The sequence below is a fragment of the Streptomyces sp. NPDC091271 genome (genome assembly GCF_044757505.1).
Taxonomy (GTDB): domain Bacteria; phylum Actinomycetota; class Actinomycetes; order Streptomycetales; family Streptomycetaceae; genus Streptomyces.
Genome location: NZ_JBIVVD010000003.1, coordinates 346358 through 367846 on the forward strand (window position 1 = coordinate 346358; position 21489 = coordinate 367846).

Below are 21489 nucleotides of genomic sequence, written 5' to 3' on the forward strand. Positions count from 1 at the left end.
TACCCTACGGGGCGCTGCGCTGCCCCGGCAGGGCCGGGCGGCCCGTAGCGTACGCCTCGGGACCCTGGCCGAGGCGGTCCACGGCGGCGCCGGGAGCGGCCGTCGCGGTGACCGGCGACGGGCCGGGTGAGGACGCCGCGGCGGCCCGCCGGCTCGCTCCCGTGCCCTGGGTGGGTACGGACGTCTCGAGCACCGTGGTGACGCTCTCGAGCGCCCCGCCCTGCGGACGGCGGGCCCGGTAGGCGGCCCGGTACGCGGCGGGGGAGGAGCCCAGCTGGCGGCGGAAGTGCCCGCGCAGCGCGACCGGCGAGCGGAAGCCGCAGCGGCCGGCGACCTCGTCGACGGAGTAGTCGGAGGTCTCGAGCAGCCGCTGCGCCTGCAGCACGCGCTGGGTGATGAGCCACTGGAGCGGTGCGCTGCCCGTGAGTGAACGGAACCTGCGGTCGAAGGTCCGCCTGCTCATGTAGGCACGCGCGGCCAGCGTCTCCACGTCGAACTGCTCGTGGAGATGCTCCAGCGCCCAGGCCACGACCTCGGCGAGCGGGTCGGAGCCGATTTCTTCAGGTAAAGACCTGTCGAGGTAGCGCTCCTGACCGCCACTGCGCCGCGGCGGTACGACGAGCCTGCGGGCCAGGGCCCCTGCCGCCTCGGTGCCGTGGTCGGTACGGACTATGTGGAGGCACAGATCGATTCCGGCCGCCGTCCCGGCCGAGGTGAGCACGTCGCCGTCGTCGACGAACAGCTCACGCGGGTCGACGTGCACCGACGGATAGCGCTTGGCCAGCGTCGGTGCGTACATCCAGTGCGTGGTGGCCGGGCGGCCGTCCAGCAGGCCGGCAGCGGCGAGGACGAAGGCCCCCGTGCAGAGTCCGACGATGCGGGCACCCTCCTCATGGGCGCGGCGCAGCGCGTCCAGGGCCTCTGCGGGCGGCGGGGAGGTGATGGACCGCCAGGCGGGCACCACGACGGTGCCTGCCCTGCTGATCGCCTCCAGGCCGTACGGTGCGCTGAGTTCGAGCCCGCCGGTGGTGCGCAGCGGTCCTTCCTCACCCCCGCAGACCAGCAGGCGGTAGCGGGGAACGCCCGCGTCCTGCCGGTCGATTCCGAAAACTGAGAGCGGAATGGAGCTCTCGAAGATAGGGCCGCCACTGAACAGCAGTACGGCTACGACTTCCCGGCGTCGCCGCCCGGTCAGTTTCCGTGACGCCTCCGTTGCGGTGGCGGAGTCCTGGCTCATGACGCTAAGCCCCCCTCGGTGTTCGCGTCTTCCTGGTCCTTACGGGCCTGTCGCTCCTGCACGTTTCCCCTCGGTCTCGCACGCGTCCCAGTCCTCGACACTCAAGATCGAATCTACTGCGTCCCGTGGTCCCGACGTGACACGTTCCCCCACCGGCACTATGTCGACAAGGCAACTTGGCGCGAAGCGTTCGATCACGAAGCGTTTCACCCGGGAGCCCCACAGGGAAGTGCGCATGACGATCATGGCCCGTCCCCATAGGGTCAAAGCGTACCGCGCGGTCTATTCCTGCCTGGTGGCACGTGGGTTGAGCGGCTGTGACCCCAAGGGAACGGGGTAGAGGTGAAGTTGGCTGAAAACCGATGGTTGCGCGTGCGTAATCCAGTCATGCGACCGGCGTACGCCCCCTGTTCACAGGAGCCTCCATGCGCCTCTGGGGCCTCTGGAGGCCATCCGGGCCCTCCGGGTGAACGATGTGCAATTGCATGATGGCGGGGCGTGACGACCCCGGCCGGAGGGGCGGGTGGCACATTCGGCCGCCTCGACCGGATCGCGGCGAGCGCCGGCCGGACACCGTGACCGGAACCCGTCGAAGCGTCCACGAGCTGGATGTACGACGCAACCGGCATTGCCATACCGGGGCAGTCTCCGGCATGCTCCCTCCATCGCCGCCCGCGATGTGTGAGCGCTGGGCAGTGGAGGAGTGGCGCCGTACCCTTGGGGGTAAGGGGTTGGGAAGATGTTTCCCGGACACAGCTCCACCGCTCGCAGGTACACCTCCAAACCGCTCCCTCCTCACGAGGACTCTCTTCGCCGAGACACCGATGGCCGGTCACGAAATCCCTGAACCCGCAGACCGCAAGCAGGTAGCCGACCCCGGGTCGGAACCGCTGGCGGTCGGAGAGCCGCGCCCTTCCTGCGATCCCGCCTTCCGGCATGGCGTCGTGGTCGGTTTCGACGGCTCGATGTCGAGCGAACGAGCCCTCGCGTACGCCATCGGAATGGCGAACCGGCACAGCTCCGGACTGATCATCGTCCATGTGGCCAACCGGCTGCCGACCACCGTCTGGGCCGGGTGCGAGCCGCCCGTCTTCGTCGACGTCCCCGATCACCGCACCGAGGTCCTCGGCCTGGAGCTGGCCTGCGCGGACTATCTCGCCGAGGTCCCCTGGGTCCTCGTGGAGCGCGGCGGGGACATCTGCCACGAGCTGGAGGAGGTCGGCCGCGAGTATTCGGCCGACGCCATCGTCGTCGGCTCGACGCACGGCATCGTGGGCCGCATCTTCGGGTCCGTGGCCGGCCGTCTCGCGCGCCGCGCCCAGCGCCCGGTCATCGTCATTCCCTGAGCATCCCTGAGATCCCTGAGCATCCCTGAGCGCGCCGAAAGGCCCCTGACGCGACGTCAGGGGCCTTTCGGGCAGTCGGCGGGACGGTGTCCGCTACTCGACGGTGACCGACTTCGCCAGGTTGCGCGGCTTGTCGATGTCACGGCCCATGGCCAGCGCCGTGTGGTAGGCGAGCAGCTGCAGCGGGATGCCCATCAGGATCGGGTCCAGCTCGTTCTCGTTCTTCGGGACGACGATCGTGTGGTCGGCCTTCTCCTGCTCGCGGTGGGCGACGGCGAGGATGCGTCCGCTGCGGGCCTTGATCTCCTCCAGCGCGGCGCGGTTCTTCTCCAGCAGGTCGTCGTCCGGGACGATCGCGACCGTGGGGAGCGCCGGCTCGATGAGCGCGAGAGGGCCGTGCTTGAGCTCCGAGGCGGGATAGGCCTCGGCGTGGATGTACGAGATCTCCTTGAGCTTCAGGGAGGCCTCCAGCGCGACCGGGTAGCCCCGGACACGGCCGATGAACATCATCGACTGCGCACCGGCGTACTCCTCGGCCAGCTTCTTGATCTCGTCCTCCGACTCGAGGATCTGACCGATCTGCTCCGGCAGCTTGCGCAGCCCCTCGATGATCCGCTTGCCGTCGGCCACCGACAGGTCGCGGATGCGGCCCAGGTGCAGCGCGAGCAGCGCGAAGGCCACCACGGTGTTGGTGAAGCACTTGGTGGAGACGACGCAGACCTCGGGGCCCGCGTGGACGTACATGCCGCCGTCCGCCTCGCGGGCGATCGCCGAACCGACGACGTTCACGACGCCCAGGACGCGCGCGCCCTTGCGCTTGAGCTCCTGCACTGCGGCCAGCACGTCGTAGGTCTCGCCGGACTGCGAGACGGCTACGTACAGGGTGTCGGGGTCCACGACCGGGTTGCGGTAGCGGAACTCGGACGCGGGCTCCGCGTCCGCGGGGATGCGGGCCAGCTCCTCGATGAGGCCGGCGCCGATCATGCCCGCGTGGTACGAGGTGCCGCAGCCCAGGATCTTGATCCGGCGGACCCCGCGCGCCTCGCGGGCGTCCAGGTTCAGGCCGCCCAGGTGCACGGTGGAGAAGCGGTCGTCGATGCGGCCGCGCAGCACGCGGTCCACGGCGTCGGCCTGCTCGGAGATCTCCTTGTGCATGTACGTGTCGTGGCCGCCCATGTCGTACGACTCGGCCTCCCACTCCACGGTGGTCGGCGTGGCCGTCGTGGTCGAGCCCTCCGTGGTGTACGTACGGAAGTCGTCGGCCTTGAGGGTGGCCATCTCGCCGTCGTCCAGGGTGACGATCTGGCGGGTGTGCGCGACCAGGGCCGCCACGTCGGAGGCGACGAACATCTCCTTCTCGCCGATGCCGAGCACGACCGGGGAGCCGTTGCGGGCGACGACGATGCGGTCGTTGAAGTCGGCGTGCAGGACGGCGACGCCGTACGTGCCCTCGACGGACTTCAGCGCCTCGCGGACCTTCTCCTCCAGCGTGAGCGCCTGGGAGCGGGAGATCAGGTGGACCAGCACCTCGGTGTCGGTCTCCGAGAGGAAGACGACACCGTCGGCGACGAGCTTCGCGCGGAGCTCGGAGGCGTTGTCGATGATGCCGTTGTGGACGACGGCGACCTTGTTCTCCGCGTCCAGGTGCGGGTGCGCGTTCTCGTCGCTCGGGGCGCCGTGCGTGGCCCAGCGGGTGTGGGCGATGCCGGTGGTGCCGGCGAACCGCTTGGGCACGCGGGACTCCAGCTCGCGGACCCGGCCCTTGGCCTTGACCATCTTCAGGGCACCCGGCTTGCCCGCGGGCGCCTTGCCCGTGATGACGATGCCCGCGGAGTCGTAACCCCGGTACTCCAGCCGCTGCAGGCCTTCCAGCAGCAGCGGAGCCACGTCACGCTTCCCGATGTAACCGACGATCCCGCACATAGGTCCCTGCCCTTCCATCGACGTACAGAACTCCGGTGCCCGGCCCGTCCCGCTCAGCCGTAGACGATGCGGCGCAGCTGGCGGAGCGAGAGCTCCTGCGGTGCCACCGCGCGGTGCGGCAGCTCGGCCGCGATCCGCTCGAAGATCTCCGTGTTCACCAGGCCGCCGGACTGCATTTCGCGGTGGCGGCGCCGGACGAAGGCCTCGGTCGTCTCGTCGAAGTACGCCAGCACGTCGAGGATCACCCTGGCGGCCTCGCCGCGCTGGAGCGCGGTGGAGCGTACGAGGTGGTCGATGAGGTCGTCATGCGCGGGGCGGTGTTCGAGCACTCGTCGATATTGCGTGGATCGAGGGCGCTACGCAAGAAATCTGCCCGATATCGGGCAGAAATCTCATTCTGCGGGGTTGATGTGGCGGGAATGTCCGCTACGTTCTCATCATTCGGCCTCAGTACCCCGCGATCGGGTTCCGCAGCCTGCCGGTCAGCTGGAGCGCGCCCGCCGGGTCCTCCAGGTCGACCATCTGCTGGTTGTCACGCAGCTGCAGCCGGTTCAGGCAGGACAGCGCGAACTCCTCCGTGAACATGTCGTACTGCTTGAACTTGTCCGCGAGGTACGGCACGGAGTCCTGGTAACCCCTGACGCACGCCGCGACCGTCCGCCAGAAGGTCTCCTCGTCGAGGGCCCCCTCCGTGGCCAGGTCCGCCCCCAGGAAGCGGAAGAAGCAGTCGAAGACGTCGGTGAGGACCGACAGCAGCTTCATGTCCTCGGGGACGTCCGCGCGGATCCGCTCGACCTGGGGCGGCAGGACCGCGTCCGGGTCCATGACCGCGATCTCCTCGGCGATGTCCTTGAAGACCGTCCTGCGCACCACGCCGTCCTCGATCACCAGGATCACGTTCTCGCCGTGCGGCATGAACACCAGGTCGTACGCGTAGAAGCTGTGCAGCACCGGCACGAGGTACGCGTCCAGGTACCGCCGCAGCCAGTCGGCCGGGTCGAGCCCCGACTCGGCGATCAGCGCGCCCGCCACCGAGCGGCCCTCGGCGTCGGTGTGCAGCAGCGAGGCCATCGTCGCGAGCCGCTCACCCCCGGCCAGGGCCGGGACGGGGCTCTCCCGCCAGAGCGCGGCGAGCATCTTCCGGTACGGGGACCCCTTGGCCGTCGCCGCCTCGTAGGTCCGGTGGTGGTAGCCGATGGCGGCCCGCTCCCGGATGATCGAGAAACCGGCCCCGCGCAGCAGCTCGTCGCGCTCGATCAGACCGGCCAGCCAGTCGTTGATCGCGGGGGTCGCCTCCATGTACGAGGCGGAGAGCCCCCGCATGAAGCCCATGTTCAGCACGGACAGCGCCGTCTTCACATAGTGCTTCCCGGGGTGGTCGGTGTTGAAGAAGGTCCGGATCGACTGCTGGGCCAGGTAGGCGTCCTCGCCCTCGCCCAGGCAGACCAGGTGCTGCTGCGCCACCTCGCCGGCGAAGGTGATCGCGAGCTTGTTCCACCACTGCCAGGGGTGGACCGGGATCAGCAGGTAGTCGTCGAGGTCGAGTCCGAGGTCCGTCATCCGCGCGGCGAACCCGCCGAGGGTCTCCTCTCCGAGCTCACCCGCGACGAGGGCCGGGTAGTCCAGCCCGGCGCCCGCCGTGAAGGTGGCGCGATCGCGACGGGCGGCCAGCCAGACCAGGCGGATTCCGGTCGCCGCCTCCGGGGCGTACGCCCGATAGGCGTCGACCCCGAAGCCGAGCCGCCCGTTGTTGGCGACAAAACAGGGGTGCCCCTCGGTCATGCCGGTCTCCACCGCCTGGAAACCGGCCACGGCGAGCTGTGCGGCGGTGGTCGGTTCCTTGGTCAGTTTGTACGCGGTTCCGGCCAGCGTGGAGGAGATCTCCTCCAGGTACACGGGAAGGATCTCCGCCGACAGGCCCAGCGTGGAGCGCAGCTCGACGAAGAACTCCAGCGCGTCCAGCGGGAGGTCCGCGCCGTGCCGGTGACGCGTGATCGACCCGGCGTCGACCTGCCAGTGGTCCAGCGCGAAGCGGCGGGCGGCGAAGCGGTACTCGACCGTCCCGTCGTCACCTCGCACGCTGTAGCCGCCGTCGTCGAGCGGGACCGGGGTCAGCAGCCGTTCGTGGGAGAACTCGGCCAGCGCCTTGCGGATCAGCAGCCGGTTGGCGACGGCCCAGCGCTCGGGGGTCAGGTGGTCGACGGCTGCGGTGGTGGTGGTGCGGTCGGTCATCGGTCGGCTCCAGTGGTCGCGGCCTCGAACTGCTCGCGGGTGCAGGTGCTGAGCAGGGCCTGTTTCTCCGGCTTGGTGATCTCGCGGACCGTCTCGAAGCCGACCGCCTCGTTCAGCGCGTGCACCGCGGTGTTGGTGACGTCGGGTTCGACGACGACCCTGCGGACCCGCGGGTCGGCGAACAGGGTCTCCATGACGGTGGTGATCACGGCCCGGGTGAAGCCGTGCACCGGCTTCTCGGGCGGGGCGACCAGGAAGTGCATCCCGACGTCGCCGGGCTCCGCCTCGTACAGCCCTTTGAGCTCGACCTCGGTGGGGTCGTAGCGCTCCATCAGGAAGGCGGGCCGGCCGTCGTGCAGCCCGATGAAGGCGTCGTGGTGCGGGTGGGCGGCTATCGCCATGTACTCCCGCTCGACGTCCTCCAGCCGGGCGTCGCCCATCATCCAGAACGCCGCCCTGGGGTGGGTGACCCACTCGTGCACCAGCTCGGCGTCGGACCTCCGGCCCGGCCGGCCGGGGGAGGGGTCCATGGGGCGGACGGTGAACGTCCCCTGGGGTTTCGTGCTGGTCATGCTGCGAACTCCTGGAAAGCGACGGACTTCTCGACCGGGTAGTACTCACGGCCGAGCAGTTCGCCGATGATGTACGCGTTGCGGTAGGCACCCATGCCCAGGTCGGGCGAGGTGATCGAGTGGGTGTGCACCCCGGCGTTCTGCAGGAAGATCCCGCGCCCGGTGGTGTCGATGCTGTAGTTGCGGGCCACGTCGAAACGGCCCCGGGAGTCGTGCCGGATCCGGTCGGAGACGGGCTCCAGGAAGGCCGGCGGGACATAGCGGTAGCCGGTGGCGAGGATCAGCCCCTCGCTGTCGAGCTCGTACTCCCTGCCCTGCTCCTCCTGGCGGAGGCCCAGCGTGTACGTGCCCGTGGACTCCTCGTAACGCGCGCTGTACAGCGAGGAGTTGGTGAGCAGGCGGGTGGGCACGGGGCCCGGCAGGTTCTTCTGGTAGAGCAGGTCGAAGATCGAGTCGATGAGCTCGCCGTCGATGCCCTTGAAGAGGCCCTTCTGGCCGGACTCCAGCCGGTAGCGCGTCTCCTCGGGCAGGGCGTGGAAGTAGTCCACGTACTCCGGTGAGGTCATCTCCAGCGTGAGCTTGGTGTACTCCAGCGGGAAGAAGCGGGGGGAACGCGTCACCCAGTTCAGCCGGTAGCCGTGCACGTCGATCTCGGAGAGCAGGTCGTAGTAGATCTCCGCCGCGCTCTGCCCGCTGCCCACCAGCGTGATGGACTTCTTGGCCTGCAGGGCCGCCTTCTCCCGCAGATAGCGGGAGTTGTGCAGGAAATCACCGCCCAGACCCCGGCAGGCCTCCGGAATGTGCGGCGGGGTGCCGGTGCCCAGGACGAGGTGACGGGCGCGGAAGGCACTGTCGGCGGTGCGGACCGTGTACAGGCCGTCACCCTCGTCGTACGTAACCGACTGCACGGTCTGCTTGAAACGGACACTGCTCAGCTTGGCCGCGGCCCACCGGCAGTAGTCGTTGTACTCGGTGCGCAGCGGGTAGAAGTTCTCCCGGATGTAGAACGAGTAGAGCCTGCCCCGCTCCTTGAGGTAGTTCAGGAAGGAGTACGGGCTGGTCGGGTCGGCCATCGTCACCAGGTCCGACATGAACGGCGTCTGGAGATGGGCCCCTTCGAGGAACATCCCGGAGTGCCACTCGAAGTCCGGCTTGGACTCCAGGAACAGCCCGTTCAGCTCCTCGACGGGCTCGGTCAGGCAGGCGAGTCCGAGGTTGAACGGGCCGAGCCCGATCCCGATGAAGTCGTACGGGGCGGCAAGGGGCTCAGGAAGCGCGGTCAAGGGAATCTCCCAGGTACTGCTCGGCGTGGCCGGCGATCAGGTCGAGGACGGCGGAGATGTCGGCCGCGGTCGTCTCGGGGTTGAGCAGGGTGAATTTCAGGTACTGGCTGTCGCCGACCTTCGTGCCCGCGACCACGGCCTCACCCGAGGCGAAAAGGGCCTTGCGGGCGTGGAGGTTGGCCCGGTCGATGTCGGCGGGTGTCCTGACGTGGGCCGGGACGTAGCGGAACACCAGGGTGGACAGCCGGGGCTCCACCACGACGTCGAAGCGCGGGTCGGCGGCCAGCATCCGCCAGCCCTCGGCGGCCCGCTCGCACACCTCGTCGAACAGCTCTCCGACACCGTCCGCGCCCATGGTGCGCAGCGTCATCCAGAGCTTGAGCGCGTCGAACCTGCGCGTGGTCTGGAGGGACTTGTCCACCTGGTTGGGGATGCGCTCCTCCACGGTGCGCTCCGGATTGAGGTACTCCGCGTGATACGTCGCATGGCGCAGGGTGGCCCGGTCGCGGACCAGCACGGCGGAGGAACTCACCGGCTGGAAGAAGGACTTGTGGTAGTCCACGGTGACCGAGTCGGCGCGCTCGATGCCGTCGACGAGGGCGCGCCGGGTGGTCGAGGCGAGCAGTCCGCAGCCGTAGGCGGCGTCGACGTGCATCCAGGCCGCGTACCGCTCGCAGAGCGCGGCGATCTCGGGCAGCGGGTCGATCGAGCCGAAGTCCGTGGTGCCCGCGGTGGCGACGACCGCCATCGGCACGGTGCCCTCGGCCTCGCAGCGTTCGAGTGCCGCGGCCAGCGCCACGGTCTGCATGCGCTTCTCGCGGTCGACGGGGACGGACACGACGGAGTCGGGGCCCAGGCCGAGGAGTTTGGCCGACTTCTGGACGCTGAAGTGGCTGCACTCGGAGGTGAGGATCCGCAGCCGGGTGAACTCCTCGGGGCGGAGCTTGGCCTCCTCGCGGGCCAGCAGCAGCGCCTGCAGGTTGGACTGCGTGCCACCGCTGGTGAAGACGCCGTCCGCCGCGGGGCCGAGGCCGATGCGGGCGGCCGTCCAGTCGATCAGGCGGCGCTCGATCAACGTGCCGCCCGCGCTCTGGTCCCAGGTGTCCAGGGAGGAGTTGACCGCGGAGAGCACGGCCTCGCCGACCACGGCGGGGATGACCACCGGGCAGTTGAGGTGGGCGAGGTAGCGGGGGTGGTGGAAGTACACGGCGTCGCGGAGGTAGACCTCGCCGAGCTCGTCCAGGGCGGCAGCCGTGTCGCCGAGCGGCCGGTCGAGGTCGATCGCGTCGACGACGGGGGCGAGCGCCTCGACGCCGATCCCGCTGAACGGCTGCTCGGTGGCGGCGAGTCTGGCGGCGACCTGTTCGACTCCCGCGGTGACGGAGCGACGGTAGTCCTCCGCCGTCGTGTGGTTGAGCAGGTGGGAACGCATGTGGGGGGCCTCCCGGGTAGGGACGTCGTCGCGGCCCTCCGGGCAGAGAAAGGGGGGCGAGGGGCGCGACGGTTAAGTTAGGCAAGCCTAACCTAACAACTTTCGCGGTCCTCACCCCCCGGGGGGTCCGTCACAGGAACCCCACAAGAAACGCAGGCGCGTTACGCGGCCACCCGCGCCGCTTCCTCCCGCAGCTGCTCCTCGCTCAGCCCGCGCCGCCAGTAGCCGACGAAGGTGACGCGCCTGCGGTCGAACTCCCGCTCCCGCACGAAGTGCCGGCGCAGCGCCCTCACCCCGGATGACTCACCGGCGATCCAGACGTACGGGGTGCCCTCGGGCAGTACGGCGGCGCGTACGGCGTCCACGGCGGAGGGGGCGCCCTCGTCCCGTACGAGCCAGGTGATGTGCGCGTCGGCCTCGGTGCGGATGTCCAGCCGGTCCTGGGTGTGCGGGACCTCCAGCCAGACCCTGGCCTTCGTGCCGGCCGGCAGCCACTCCAGGGCGGCCGAGGCGGCGGGCAGTGCCGTCTCGTCGGCGCAGATCAGCACGCAGCCGGTGTCCTGCGGCGGCTGGAAGCGGATCCCGTTGTTGTCCTCGCCGGTGGGGCCCAGCACGGTGAGCCGCTGCCCCGGCACGGCGGCCTCGGCCCAGCGGCAGGCCGGCCCGCCTTCCGCGTGCAGGGCGAAGTCGATGTCGATCTCGGTCGAGCCGTCCGGGGCGTACCGCTGGGCGCGCACGGTGTACGACCTCATCACGGCCCGGACGTCGGGGGGCAGGGCCCGCCAGGCCGCGAACCACTCACCGTTCCTGTCGACGGGGACGACCGCCTCGGTCTGGCCCGGGTGCGGCAGGAAGATCGAGAGGCTCTGGTCCCGGCCGCCGGCGACGAAGCCGTCGCTCCCCGGCCCGCCGAAGGTGATTCTCCGCATGGAGGGGCTCAGCCTGCTGGTCCTGAGGACCGTCAGGCCGAAGAACCGGAAGGGGGCGACGGCGGGTGCGGTGGCGGTCGTCATGCGAGAGGTCCTCCCAGGAACCGGAACGGCGAGGGCCCTGCCGGGAGTCACTCCCGGCAGGGCCGCAGGGTCAGCTGACCTTCTTGGCCTTCTCGATGGCCTCGGCGAGGGCGTCGAGGATCGGCGCGCACTTGTCGTAGGAGTAGATGGGCTCCGTCGTACGCGGGATGACCTGGCCGGCCTTGACGGCGGGCAGCTGGGCCCAGGTCGGCTTGGAGGCCAGGGCGTCGGGCTGCAGGGCCGAGGAGCGGTTGTCCATCATGATGATGTCGGCACCGTACTTGTCGACGTTCTCCCAGCTCAGCTCCTCGAAGAAGCCGGCCGAGTTGACCTTCGGCTCGACGAACTGCACGCCGAGCTCCTGGAAGTACAGGGTGTCGGCGGACGTCTTGGCGAGGGAGACGTAGAACAGGTCCTGGCTGGCCGAGCCGATCATGACCTTGATGTTCGGCTGGGACTTGGCGGCGGCGCGCAGCCGGGCCGCCGCCTTCTCGAACGCGGCCTTGGCGTCGGTGACCTTCTTGGCCTTGACGTCGGCGCCGAGGGAGGCGGCGAGGTCCTCGTGGCGCTGGATCGCCTTCGGCACCGTGGTCTGCGCGGCCCACAGGGCGACGCTCGGGGCCAGCTTGAGGATCTTGTCCTTGGACTGGTCCGGCACGTACCAGAGGGCGTCCTTCTCCCACATGGCCGTGACGAGGAGCTCCGGCGCGAGACCGGCGTACTTCTCGACGTTGAACTCGCCCCAGACGTTGCCGAGTACCTCGACCTTGCTGATGTCCAGGTCGCCGGCCTGCACGTCGGCCTTGCCGTCGGAGGTCTTCGTCGGACCGAAGACACCCTTGACCTCGACGCCGTAGTCGTGGAGCGCGGCGGCGACACCGATGAACGCGACGATGTTCTTCGGCACGGCCTCGGCCTCGGCCGTCTGCCCGCGGTCGTCCTTGAAGGACCAGGGGCCGGATTTCTCCGCACCCGAACCCGAGGCGGAGCTCTTCTCGTCGCCGTCGCCACAGGCTGCGAGGACGGCACCGAGGCCGACGGCGCCACCGGCGGCCAGCAGGCCGCGGCGGGAGAGGGAGCTGGTCCGGAGGTTGGGCATGAGTGTGTCTGCTTTCGTACGCGCCCCAGGGCGCCCGCTGCGATTCAAAGGAAGGCTAGCCTAACCTCACATACCGCAGGTGGGGAGGGCAAGGGGGGCTGCCGTTCCGTTACCGGCCCACGGGAAAGCCGCCTCCCCGTGACCAGGGAAGGCGGCTGTCGTGGACGTCCGCGCTCAGCCGGTGACCGGCTGAAGGCGCAGCATGTCGATGTCGGGGCACACCTTGGCGATCGCGCCGAAGTCGTCGTCCACGTGCAGCAGTGTGAGGCCGTGCTGCCGAGCGGTCAGTGCGATGAGGATGTCCAAGGTCGAGGGGTCCCGGTGATGGCCGATCCTGACGAGCTCCCGCTGTACTCCGATGATGCCGGGCCAAGGATCCTCAAGGGTGGGAACCCATCCGAAAGTCTGGCCGAGCATGGTGAAGAACGGTTCGTGGTCCCTGTCCGCCTGGAGGGCCGGCATGAGCTCGGACTCCACGGGCGGACAGAGCGACACGAGGCCCCTGGCGACGCGCTGCGGCCAGGGTTCTCCCACCTGCCGACGGAGCAGGCGCCAGACCGCGGAGGTGTCGGCGAGATAGTTCACAGCCCCGATCGCTCCCGCTCCTCGAGGGCATCGAAGTCCAGGAACTGGTCCGCGTTGTCCTGCAACCACCGCAAGGCACGCGCCCGGTCGTCCGCACTGACCGCCGCAGCTATCGTCAGCGCCCGGTTGATCGTCTCCCGCTTGGTCGACGTCCCGAGCTGCTGCTGGGCGAAAGCCAGCATCGCGTCGTCCACGTCCACGAGGGTTTTGGTCATGGCGAACTCCTGGGGCTGACTGATATACACCTTGAGGTGAGTATATCAATCAGTGAGCCCGCCCGTCAGGCGTCCATGCCCAGCTCCCGGGCGATCAGCATCCGCTGGACCTCGCTCGTGCCCTCGCCGATCTCCAGGATCTTGGAGTCGCGCCACATCCGGGCCACCGGGTACTCGTTCATGAAGCCGTAGCCGCCGTGGATCTGCGTCGCCTCGCGGGCGTTGTCCACCGCCACCGTCGAGGAGTACAGCTTCGCGATCGCCGCCTCCTTCTTGAACGGCTCGCCGGCCACCAGCCGCGAGGCCGCGTCCCGCCAGCCGACCCGGGCCATGTGTGCCCGCGTCTCCATGTCCGCGATCTTGAACTGGATGGCCTGGTTGGCGCCGATCGGCTTCCCGAAGGCGTGCCGCTCCTTCGCGTACTTCAGTGACTCGTCCACACAGCCCTGCGCCAGGCCCGTCGAGAGCGCCGAGATCGCGATCCGGCCCTCGTCCAGGATCCGCAGGAACTGCGCGTAACCGCGGCCCTCCTCGCCCAGCAGGTTCGCCGCCGGGACCCGGACGTCGGAGAAGGCCAGCTCACGGGTGTCCGAGGCGTTCCAGCCGACCTTGGAGTACGGGGCGGCCACCGTGAAGCCGGGGGTGCCCGACGGGACGATGATCGCGGAGATGCGGGGGGCGCCGTTCTCCTTGCGGCCGGTGACCGCCGTCACCGTGACCAGCTCCGTGATGTCCGTACCGGAGTTGGTGATGAAGCACTTGGAGCCGTTGATCACCCACTCGCCGGCGGCCTCGTCCAGCACGGCAGTCGTCCGCGTCCCGCCCGCGTCCGAGCCGCCGTCCGGCTCCGTCAGACCGAACGCGCCGAGCGCCTCGCCCGCGCACAGCTTCGGCAGCCACCGCTGCTTCTGCTCCTCGGTCCCGAACCGGTAGACCGGCATGGCGCCGAGCGAGACACCCGCCTCCAGCGTGATCGCCACGGAGGAGTCGACCCGGGCCAACTCCTCCAGGGCGATCCCGAGGGCGAGGTAGTCGCCGCCCATGCCGCCGTACTCCTCGGGGAAGGGCAGGCCGAACAGGCCCATGCGACCCATCTCCCGCACGATCTCGTACGGGAACTCGTGGCGCTCGTAGAAGTCGCCGATCTTCGGGGCGATCACATCGTGTGCGAACTCCTCGACGGTACGGCGCAGTTCCTCGTGCTCGGCGGTCAGCCGGTGGTCAAGGGACATGGGTCGTTCACTCCTTGTGGGACAGCGCGCGGACGGTACGGGAAGGGCTCGGGCGGCCCAGCTGTTCGGCCATCCACACGCTTGTGGCGGTGAGTGCGCCGAGATCGACCCCGGTTTCGACACCGAGGCCGTCGAGCATCCACACGAGATCCTCGGTGGCGAGATTTCCGGTCGCGCTCTTCGCGTACGGGCAGCCGCCGAGGCCGCCGGCCGAGGCGTCCACCGTCGTCACACCGTGCTGGAGCGCGGCCAGGGTGTTGGAGAGCGCCTGGCCGTACGTGTCGTGGAAGTGCACCCCGACCGTGCCGGTGGGGACCCCCGCCGCGTTCAGCGCGGTCAGCAGCGCCGTCACGTGGCCCGGGGTGGCCACGCCGATCGTGTCGCCGAGGGAGAGCTCGTCGCAGCCGAGGTCCATCAGCGCCTTCGCGACCCGCACGACCTGCGCGACGGGCACGGCCCCTTCCCACGGGTCCCCGAAGCACATCGACAGATAGCCGCGCACATGCACCCCGGCCGCCTTCGCCCGGGCCACCACCGGCTCGAACATGACGAGCGACTCGTCCACCGTGCGGTTGAGGTTGCGGGCGGCGAACGTCTCCGTCGCCGAGCCGAACACGGCGATCCTGCGGGCACCGAGCGCGAGCGCCCGGTCCAGACCGCGCTCGTTCGGCACGAGGACGGGCAGGGCCACGTCCCCGACGTCCGCCACGTCCCCGAGCATCGGGAAGAGCTGCTCCGCGTCGGCCAGTTGGGGCACCCACTTCGGGTGGACGAAGCTGGTCGCCTCGATCGTGGAGAGCCCGGCCTCCGCGAGACGGCGGACGAACTCCGCCTTCACCTCGGTCGGTACGACGGACTTCTCGTTCTGCAGGCCGTCACGGGCGCCGACCTCATGGATACGGACCCGGGCCGGCAGCCCCGGCGCGGGCACCGTCATGGGCAGTCCGGTGTCGGTCACGATTCCTCCCTGGGGGCCACCACGGCCAGGATCTGGTCCATGGCGACCGTGGCACCGGCGGTGACGTCGAGCTCGGTGACGGTCCCGGCGTGCGGGGCGGAGATGACGTGCTCCATCTTCATCGCCTCGACGACCAGCAGGCTCTGCCCGGCCACGACCTCGTCCCCGACCGCCACCTTCACCACCGTGACGGTCCCGGGCATGGGCGCGGCGAGCGTGTCGGCACCCGAACGGGCGGCGCCGCTGAGGGACGCCTCCACCGGGTCGTGGTCCTGGACGTGCCAGGCGTCCCCGTCCCGGCCGAGCCAGACCCCCTCCGGGGACGGCGCCAGGCTGAACGTGTGGGTCAGCCCGTCGAGTTCGACGACGACACGCCGCCCGGACGCCTCGACCAGCCGGGACCTCTCCGCACGCGGCAGCGACGGCACCGGACCGCACGCGTCCGCGGGCTCCCGCCGGTCCCCGGCGTGGCCGAACGTCAGCGCCGCCGTGGACCCCGCACCCGTACGCAGACCCACGCGCACCGGGTCATGGCCGGGGACACGGAAGTGGTGGAAGGTTTCCGCGGGGGTGCCGCCCAGCCGCCAGCCGCTGGGCACCGAGAAGGGATCGACCCAGCCGCCGACGGGAGTGCGGGAGGGCTGCCGCAGCAGCGCCGCCGCCGCGTACACCTCCTCCGGCACCCCGTCCGGCACCAGGCCGTCCGCCTCCCGCTCCACGAGGCCGGTGTCCAGATCGCCCGCTGCCACCGCCGGATGGGCCAGCAGCCGCCGCAGGAACCCGGCGTTCGTCGGGACGCCCAGCACCACCGTGTCCGCGAGCGCCGCCCGCAGCCGGCGCAGGGCGGTCGCCCGGTCGGGGCCGTACGCGATGACCTTCGACAGCATCGGGTCGTACGTGCTGCCGACCGGCACGCCCTCGCTGAGCCCCGAGTCCGTCCGCACCCCGCCGCCCCCCGGCTCGTGCAGCGCGAGCACCGTGCCGCCGGACGGCAGGAAGCCCCGGGCCGGGTCCTCCGCGCAGACCCGGGCCTCGACGGCGTGCCCCGTCAGCGTGATGTCCGCCTGCGCGTACGGCAGCCGCTCGCCGAAGGCGACCCGGAGCTGCCACTCCACCAGGTCGAGCCCGGTGATCAGCTCGGTGACCGGGTGCTCGACCTGGAGACGGGTGTTCATCTCCATGAAGTAGTACGAGGAGGGGTCGCTGCCCGGGACGATGAACTCGACCGTGCCCGCGCCGACGTATCCGCAGGAGCGGGCCGCCTGCACGGCCGCCTCGCCCATGGCGGCCCGGGTGGCCTCGTCGAGCAGGACCGAGGGCGCCTCCTCGATGATCTTCTGGTGGCGGCGCTGGAGGGAGCACTCGCGCTCGCCGAGGTGCACCACGTTGCCGTGGCCGTCGGCCAGGACCTGGATCTCGATGTGGCGCGGCCGGTCGATCCACCGCTCCACGAGGAGCGTGTCGTCACCGAACGAGGCGCGCGCCTCGCGCCGGGCCGCCGCGATCTCGTCGGCGAGCAGTGCCTCCTCGCGCACCAGCCGCATGCCCTTGCCGCCGCCGCCCGCCGACGGCTTCAGCAGGACAGGCATCCCGATCTCCCGCGCGGCCGTGCCCAGTCGGTCGTCGGTGAGCCCGCTCCCGGAGGAGCCGGGTACCACCGGCACCCCGGCCGTGGCGACGGTCTCCTTGGCACGGATCTTGTCGCCCATCAGGGAGATCGCGGAGGCGGGCGGGCCGATGAAGACCAGCCCCGCCTCCGCGCACGCCTGGGCGAAGCCCGCGTTCTCCGCGAGGAAGCCGTAACCCGGGTGGACCGCCTCGGCGCCCGTACGGCGGGCGGCGTCCAGCAGCCGCTCCACCGACAGATAGCTCTCCGCGGCGGGCGCCGGCCCGATCCGTACCGCCGTATCCGCTTCCCGGACGTGCCGGGCGTCCGCGTCCGCGTCGCTGAAGACGGCGACCGACCGCACGCCGAGCTCACGCAGGGTCCGGATGACCCGGACCGCGATCTCGCCACGGTTGGCGACCAGAACAGTGCTGAACATGGAAGTCCTCACATCACATCCGGAAGACGCCGAAACTGGGCTCGCCCAGCGGGGCGTTGGCACACGCGGTCAGGGCGAGCCCCAGCACCTGCCGGGTCTCCACAGGGTCGATCACGCCGTCGTCCCACAGCCGGGCGGTGGCGTAATAGGCGTTGCCCTGCTGCTCGTACTGCGCGCGGACCGGGTCCTTGAAGGCCTCCTCGTCCTCGGCGGGCCACTCCTCGCCGCGCCCCTCGATCTGGTCGCGCTTGACGGTGGCCAGCACGGAGGCGGCCTGCTCGCCGCCCATGACCGAGATCTTGGCGTTCGGCCACATCCACAGGAAGCGCGGCCCGTAGGCCCGGCCGCACATGGAGTAGTTCCCCGCGCCGTACGACCCGCCGACCACGACCGTCAGCTTCGGCACCCGCGTGCAGGCCACGGCCGTGACCATCTTGGCGCCGTGCTTGGCGATGCCCCCGGCCTCGTAGTCCCGGCCGACCATGAAGCCCGAGATGTTCTGGAGGAAGACCAGCGGCACGCCCCGCTGGTCGCACAGCTCGATGAAGTGGGCGCCCTTCTGGGCGGACTCCGAGAACAGGATCCCGTTGTTGGCGACGATGCCGACGGGATGGCCGTGGATCCGCGCGAAGCCGGTGATCAGCGTCTGGCCGTACTCCGCCTTGAACTCCTGGAAGCGGGAGCCGTCCACCACCCGGGCGATGACCTCCCGCACGTCGTAGGGCGTACGCGAATCGACCGGCACCGCCCCGTACAGGCCGGCGGGGTCCGCCTTCGGCTCCTCGGCGGGCTCCACGGACCAGGGGAGCGGCCCGCGGTCCGGGAGGGTCGCGACGATGTTCCGCACGATCCGCAGCGCGTGCGCGTCGTCCTCGGCGAGGTGGTCGGTGACCCCGGACGTACGGGAGTGGACCTCGCCGCCGCCCAGCTCCTCCGCCGTGACGACCTCACCCGTGGCCGCCTTCACGAGCGGGGGGCCGCCCAGGAAGATCGTGCCCTGGTTCCGGACGATGACGGCCTCGTCGCTCATGGCCGGGACGTACGCCCCGCCCGCCGTGCACGAGCCGAGCACCGCCGCGATCTGCGGGATGCCGGCGCCCGACATCCGGGCCTGGTTGTAGAAGATCCGTCCGAAGTGGTCCCGGTCGGGGAACACCTCGTCCTGCATCGGGAGGAACGCGCCCCCCGAGTCCACCAGGTACAGGCAGGGCAGCCGGTTCTCCAGAGCCACCTCCTGGGCGCGGAGGTGCTTCTTCACCGTCATCGGGTAGTACGTGCCGCCCTTGACGGTGGCGTCGTTGGCGACGATCACGCACTCCCGGCCGCTGACCCGCCCGATCCCGGCGATCACCCCGGCGGCCGGCGCCGCGCCCCCGTACAGCCCCTCGGCCGCGAGCGGTGCCAGCTCCAGGAAGGGCGAGCCCGGGTCGAGCAGCGTGTCCACCCGCTCCCGGGGCAGCAGCTTGCCGCGCGCCACATGCCGGGCGCGGGCCTTCTCACCCCCGCCGAGCCGTGCCGTGGCGAGCCGCGTGCGCAGCTCCTCGGCGAGCGCGTGATGCGCCGCCTCGTTGGCCTGCCAGGCCTCCGAGGCGGGATCGGCCGCGCTCACCAGGACCGGTGCCTGCTGCATCCTGTCGAGCCCCCTTGCCCGTACCGCAGTAGTCGGACGATAGTTAATGAGCGTTAACGCGTGGTGCTCAGGTTAACGAGCGCTAACCCGCCTGTCTAGAATGAATCCTCATGAGCACCCATGCCGCCGCCCGTGTCGCGGCTCCCACCCGCCGCGAGCAGATCCTCCGGGAGGCCGCCCGCCTCTTCGCCGAGCGCGGTTTCCACGGTGTCGGGGTCGACGAGATAGGGGCGGCGGTCGGCATCAGCGGCCCCGGCCTCTACCGTCACTTCCCCGGCAAGGACGCGATGCTCGCCGAACTGCTCGTCGGCATCAGCGAGCGCCTGCTGGCCGGCGGGAAGCTGCGCGTCACCGAGGGTGGCGCCTCCCGCGACGGCTCCCCGGACGCGCTCCTGGACGCGCTCATCGAGGGCCACATCGACTTCGCGCTGGACGACCGCCCCCTGATCACCCTCCACGACCGCGAGCTGGACCGCCTGCGTGACACCGACCGCAAGCGCGTGCGCCAGCTCCAGCGGCAGTACGTCGAGGTCTGGGTCGAGGCCGTGCGCGCCCTCTACCCGGACCTCGCGGAGAACGAGGCCCGGGTCACCGTCCACGCGGTGTTCGGCCTGCTGAACTCCACGCCCCACCTGACCCGCCCCGAAGCGCTCCCGGGCAGGGCCGCCACGGCCGCCCTGCTGCACCGGCTGGCGCGTGGGGCCTTCGAGGCCGCGGCCTCGTGACCGGGGGAGCGGTCAGTCGCCGCTCCCGTCCGTCCCGCCCCTCATCTCGTCGAGCGACTCCTGCATGGCCGACCGCGCGCGGGTGAACCAGTCCGTCAGTACGGCGATCTCGTCCGGCCCGTAGTCGGCGAACAGGCTGCCCAGGCGGGCGTAGAACGGCCCGTACACCTCGAGGACGCGCGCCTGCGCCGATTCCTCCATCACCACCTGCACCCGGCGTCTGTCGCCGGCGACGGCCTGGCGCCGGGCGTAGCCCGCCTTCTCCAGACGGTTGAGCACGCCCGTCACCGCCCCGGTCGTCAGGCGCGCCCGCTCGGCGAGGTCACCGGCGCTGAGCGGCGTGCCGGCCAGGGCGGCCTCCATCACGAAGCCGAGGCAGGTCAGGTCGGTGGTGTTCAGGCCGAGCCGCCCGGCGATGTCGTGCTGCCCGAACTGTGCGAGCGCGATCATCCGGTCCATCGCCTGCAGCGCCTGGTCGGCCGTCGCCTCCGGGCGCTTCTTGCCGTCCACGCAAAATCCCCTTAGTCTCTAAGTTACTTAGCTCGTAAGCTATTGGTGCGGGCCGGATCGTCGGGATCCGGTCGCTGAACTATCACACCCTGAGGAGCCGACGTGAGTGCACACGGTGACCACGATCTGGGCCACACCGTGGCCGGCTGGACCGGTACGGCCATCGGTGTCCTGGGCGGTGCGGTGCTGGGCGTGGCCGTCATCGCCACGTCCGCCGCGCTGCTGTGGCTCGGGCTCGGGGTCCTCGTGCTGGCGGGCGCGGCCTGCTGGGCCCTGCATCTGGCCGGCTGGGGCAAGCCCACCGGGCCGCGCCCGAGGAGCGCCCAGGACTGGCGGTCCCGCGACACCGCCGCCCGTCACGGGCACCCCGGCTGCCTCGGGTGCCGGATGGCGGGAAGGGGCGGGCACCCCGCCGCCGGGTCCGCCCAGGACCCCGTCCCGCCGCACAGCGGCAGGTCCCTGCCCGGGGCGCGGATGCGGGCGGGATCCGCGTAGGAGCGCGGCCCACCGTACCGCTGAGGATTCCGCCGTACGAGACACCAGGCACACAGTGCGCCGCCGACGGCACAATGGGTGCATGCCGATACCCAGCCGCGCCGAACTCGTCGAGCACCTCGTCCGCACACGTATCGCGGGCGACGTCGCCACTCCCCGCGACAACAACCTCTCCCACTACCGCCAGCTCGCCAACGGCAACCGCCATTTCTGGCTGGGGCTGGAGCTCGGTGACCGGTGGACCGACGAGCAGGACGTCCTCGCCGTGATGGCCGAGAGATGCGGGGTCAACGACGACCCGGAGCACCGCCAGGGCCAGGACACCATCGACCCCGAGCTGACGGTCGACGCCCTCGACCGGATGGCCGCACGGCTGCGGAAGGCGGCGGCCGACGGGGAACGGGTGCTCCTCGCCACCGGTCACCCGGGCGGGCTGCTCGACGTGCACCGGCAGACCGCGGACGCACTGCGGGCCGCCGGATGCGAGATCGTACGGATCCCCGGCGGCCTGATGGCGGACGAGGGCATGGTCTTCCAGTTCGCCGACGTCGCCGTCCTGGAGCGCGGCGCGACCCTCTGGCACACGCACTCACCGGTCCCGATGGCCGCCATCCTGGACGGGCTGGAGCGCGAGGGCCGCCCCCGGCCCGACCTGGTCGTCGCCGACCACGGGTGGGCCGGGTGCGCGGGGCAGCGCGGGATCGACTCGATCGGCTACGCGGACTGCAACGACCCCGCGCTCTTCCTGGGCGAGGCGGAGGGCACCCTCCAGGTCACCGTGCCCCTGGACGACCACGTCACCGACCCGCGCTACTACGACCCGATGACGGACTACCTGCTGGACGCGGCCGGGCTGCTCCCTGCCGAGGACCGGGAGTAACGACAGCGGGGGTGGAGAGGCGAGCCGGCCGGCGGACAACCGGACCGGCCGACTCGGGCTCCTCGACCCTCCGGCTC

The 21489-nt window shown here is 70.6% G+C and carries 20 protein-coding genes; 4 read left to right on the top strand and 16 right to left on the bottom strand.

Annotation, left to right across the window (positions count from 1 at the left end):
* Positions 1-4: 4 nt before the first annotated feature.
* Positions 5-1237, bottom strand: coding sequence for a helix-turn-helix domain-containing protein (locus tag ACIQM3_RS13400; protein WP_401623209.1), 1233 nt, complete (start codon positions 1235-1237; stop codon positions 5-7).
* A gap of 824 nt (positions 1238-2061) precedes the next feature.
* Here ACIQM3_RS13400 and ACIQM3_RS13405 point away from each other — a divergent pair.
* Positions 2062-2583 (top strand): universal stress protein, encoded by a 522-nt coding sequence (locus ACIQM3_RS13405; RefSeq protein ID WP_401623212.1) that lies wholly within the window; start codon positions 2062-2064, stop codon positions 2581-2583.
* 93 nt (positions 2584-2676) lie between these two features.
* Here the strand turns inward: ACIQM3_RS13405 and glmS are convergent, their stop codons facing one another.
* The 14 genes from glmS to ACIQM3_RS13475 all read right to left on the bottom strand — a co-directional run bounded on the left by glmS (position 2677) and on the right by ACIQM3_RS13475 (position 18802).
* On the bottom strand, positions 2677-4506 hold the full coding sequence (gene glmS / locus ACIQM3_RS13410) for a glutamine--fructose-6-phosphate transaminase (isomerizing) (protein WP_401623215.1): 1830 nt from the start codon (positions 4504-4506) through the stop codon (positions 2677-2679).
* A 53-nt stretch (positions 4507-4559) separates the two neighbouring features.
* Entirely contained in the window at positions 4560-4835 is a 276-nt protein-coding gene (locus ACIQM3_RS13415) for a hypothetical protein (protein WP_401623217.1), read from the bottom strand.
* Positions 4836-4953: 118 nt separating this feature from the next.
* Positions 4954-6738: an IucA/IucC family protein gene (locus ACIQM3_RS13420; protein WP_401623220.1), complete on the bottom strand. Its 1785-nt coding sequence runs from the start codon at positions 6736-6738 to the stop codon at positions 4954-4956.
* Positions 6735-7310 (bottom strand): GNAT family N-acetyltransferase, encoded by a 576-nt coding sequence (locus ACIQM3_RS13425; RefSeq protein ID WP_401623223.1) that lies wholly within the window; start codon positions 7308-7310, stop codon positions 6735-6737. The genes ACIQM3_RS13420 and ACIQM3_RS13425 overlap by 4 nt, the downstream gene beginning before the upstream one ends.
* Positions 7307-8593 carry a lysine N(6)-hydroxylase/L-ornithine N(5)-oxygenase family protein gene (locus ACIQM3_RS13430; protein WP_401623226.1) on the bottom strand — a complete coding sequence of 429 codons (1287 nt, stop codon included), beginning with the start codon at positions 8591-8593 and terminating at the stop codon, positions 7307-7309. The genes ACIQM3_RS13425 and ACIQM3_RS13430 overlap by 4 nt, the downstream gene beginning before the upstream one ends.
* Entirely contained in the window at positions 8577-10025 is a 1449-nt protein-coding gene (locus tag ACIQM3_RS13435; protein ID WP_401623229.1) for a pyridoxal phosphate-dependent decarboxylase family protein, read from the bottom strand. The genes ACIQM3_RS13430 and ACIQM3_RS13435 overlap by 17 nt, the downstream gene beginning before the upstream one ends.
* 161 nt (positions 10026-10186) lie before the next feature.
* Positions 10187-11038 (bottom strand): siderophore-interacting protein, encoded by an 852-nt coding sequence (locus tag ACIQM3_RS13440; protein WP_401623232.1) that lies wholly within the window; start codon positions 11036-11038, stop codon positions 10187-10189.
* A gap of 70 nt (positions 11039-11108) precedes the next feature.
* Positions 11109-12137, bottom strand: coding sequence for an ABC transporter substrate-binding protein (locus ACIQM3_RS13445; RefSeq protein WP_401623235.1), 1029 nt, complete (start codon positions 12135-12137; stop codon positions 11109-11111).
* Positions 12138-12311: 174 nt separating this feature from the next.
* Positions 12312-12722: a PIN domain-containing protein gene (locus tag ACIQM3_RS13450; RefSeq protein ID WP_401623238.1), complete on the bottom strand. Its 411-nt coding sequence runs from the start codon at positions 12720-12722 to the stop codon at positions 12312-12314.
* The gene (locus ACIQM3_RS13455) at positions 12719-12937 is read right to left on the bottom strand and encodes a type II toxin-antitoxin system VapB family antitoxin (RefSeq protein ID WP_401623241.1); all 219 of its coding nucleotides are present in this window, start codon (positions 12935-12937) and stop codon (positions 12719-12721) included. The genes ACIQM3_RS13450 and ACIQM3_RS13455 overlap by 4 nt, the downstream gene beginning before the upstream one ends.
* A 65-nt stretch (positions 12938-13002) precedes the next feature.
* Positions 13003-14169 (bottom strand): acyl-CoA dehydrogenase family protein, encoded by a 1167-nt coding sequence (locus ACIQM3_RS13460; protein ID WP_401623244.1) that lies wholly within the window; start codon positions 14167-14169, stop codon positions 13003-13005.
* Positions 14170-14176: 7 nt separating this feature from the next.
* Positions 14177-15106, bottom strand: coding sequence for a hydroxymethylglutaryl-CoA lyase (locus tag ACIQM3_RS13465; protein ID WP_401624345.1), 930 nt, complete (start codon positions 15104-15106; stop codon positions 14177-14179).
* Between the two features lie 17 nt (positions 15107-15123).
* The gene (locus ACIQM3_RS13470; protein ID WP_401623247.1) at positions 15124-17172 is read right to left on the bottom strand and encodes an acetyl-CoA carboxylase biotin carboxylase subunit; all 2049 of its coding nucleotides are present in this window, start codon (positions 17170-17172) and stop codon (positions 15124-15126) included.
* A 13-nt stretch (positions 17173-17185) separates the two neighbouring features.
* A complete protein-coding gene (locus ACIQM3_RS13475) occupies positions 17186-18802 on the bottom strand; it encodes a carboxyl transferase domain-containing protein (protein ID WP_401623250.1) in 1617 nt (538 codons plus the stop codon).
* A gap of 110 nt (positions 18803-18912) precedes the next feature.
* Between ACIQM3_RS13475 and ACIQM3_RS13480 the strand changes: the two genes are divergently transcribed.
* Positions 18913-19527 (top strand): TetR/AcrR family transcriptional regulator, encoded by a 615-nt coding sequence (locus ACIQM3_RS13480; protein ID WP_362926736.1) that lies wholly within the window; start codon positions 18913-18915, stop codon positions 19525-19527.
* Positions 19528-19539: 12 nt separating this feature from the next.
* Here ACIQM3_RS13480 and ACIQM3_RS13485 read toward each other — a convergent pair whose 3' ends face one another.
* Positions 19540-20037, bottom strand: a complete 498-nt coding sequence (locus ACIQM3_RS13485) for a MarR family winged helix-turn-helix transcriptional regulator (protein WP_401623254.1) — start codon at positions 20035-20037, stop codon at positions 19540-19542.
* Between the two features lie 102 nt (positions 20038-20139).
* On the opposite strand from ACIQM3_RS13485, the gene ACIQM3_RS13490 reads away from it, so the two are divergent.
* Both ACIQM3_RS13490 and ACIQM3_RS13495 read left to right on the top strand, forming a co-directional pair.
* Complete coding sequence (locus tag ACIQM3_RS13490) at positions 20140-20532, top strand: HGxxPAAW family protein (RefSeq protein WP_401623257.1); 393 nt, start codon at positions 20140-20142, stop codon at positions 20530-20532.
* Positions 20533-20614: 82 nt separating this feature from the next.
* Positions 20615-21412, top strand: a complete 798-nt coding sequence (locus ACIQM3_RS13495; protein ID WP_401623260.1) for a phosphatase — start codon at positions 20615-20617, stop codon at positions 21410-21412.
* The last annotated feature ends 77 nt before the right edge of the window (positions 21413-21489 follow it).

What these genes read in the sequence shown, in the direction of transcription:
- ACIQM3_RS13400 (WP_401623209.1), bottom strand. Translation starts at nt 1,237, where the DNA reads ATGAGCCAGGACTCCGCCACCGCAACGGAGGCGTCACGGAAACTGACC.
- ACIQM3_RS13405 (WP_401623212.1), top strand. Translation starts at nt 2,062, where the DNA reads ATGGCCGGTCACGAAATCCCTGAACCCGCAGACCGCAAGCAGGTAGCC.
- glmS (WP_401623215.1), bottom strand. Translation starts at nt 4,506, where the DNA reads ATGTGCGGGATCGTCGGTTACATCGGGAAGCGTGACGTGGCTCCGCTG.
- ACIQM3_RS13420 (WP_401623220.1), bottom strand. Translation starts at nt 6,738, where the DNA reads ATGACCGACCGCACCACCACCACCGCAGCCGTCGACCACCTGACCCCC.
- ACIQM3_RS13425 (WP_401623223.1), bottom strand. Translation starts at nt 7,310, where the DNA reads ATGACCAGCACGAAACCCCAGGGGACGTTCACCGTCCGCCCCATGGAC.
- ACIQM3_RS13435 (WP_401623229.1), bottom strand. Translation starts at nt 10,025, where the DNA reads ATGCGTTCCCACCTGCTCAACCACACGACGGCGGAGGACTACCGTCGC.
- ACIQM3_RS13440 (WP_401623232.1), bottom strand. Translation starts at nt 11,038, where the DNA reads ATGACGACCGCCACCGCACCCGCCGTCGCCCCCTTCCGGTTCTTCGGC.
- ACIQM3_RS13445 (WP_401623235.1), bottom strand. Translation starts at nt 12,137, where the DNA reads ATGCCCAACCTCCGGACCAGCTCCCTCTCCCGCCGCGGCCTGCTGGCC.
- ACIQM3_RS13455 (WP_401623241.1), bottom strand. Translation starts at nt 12,937, where the DNA reads ATGACCAAAACCCTCGTGGACGTGGACGACGCGATGCTGGCTTTCGCC.
- ACIQM3_RS13460 (WP_401623244.1), bottom strand. Translation starts at nt 14,169, where the DNA reads ATGTCCCTTGACCACCGGCTGACCGCCGAGCACGAGGAACTGCGCCGT.
- ACIQM3_RS13465 (WP_401624345.1), bottom strand. Translation starts at nt 15,106, where the DNA reads ATGACGGTGCCCGCGCCGGGGCTGCCGGCCCGGGTCCGTATCCATGAG.
- ACIQM3_RS13470 (WP_401623247.1), bottom strand. Translation starts at nt 17,172, where the DNA reads ATGTTCAGCACTGTTCTGGTCGCCAACCGTGGCGAGATCGCGGTCCGG.
- ACIQM3_RS13475 (WP_401623250.1), bottom strand. Translation starts at nt 18,802, where the DNA reads ATGCAGCAGGCACCGGTCCTGGTGAGCGCGGCCGATCCCGCCTCGGAG.
- ACIQM3_RS13480 (WP_362926736.1), top strand. Translation starts at nt 18,913, where the DNA reads ATGAGCACCCATGCCGCCGCCCGTGTCGCGGCTCCCACCCGCCGCGAG.
- ACIQM3_RS13495 (WP_401623260.1), top strand. Translation starts at nt 20,615, where the DNA reads ATGCCGATACCCAGCCGCGCCGAACTCGTCGAGCACCTCGTCCGCACA.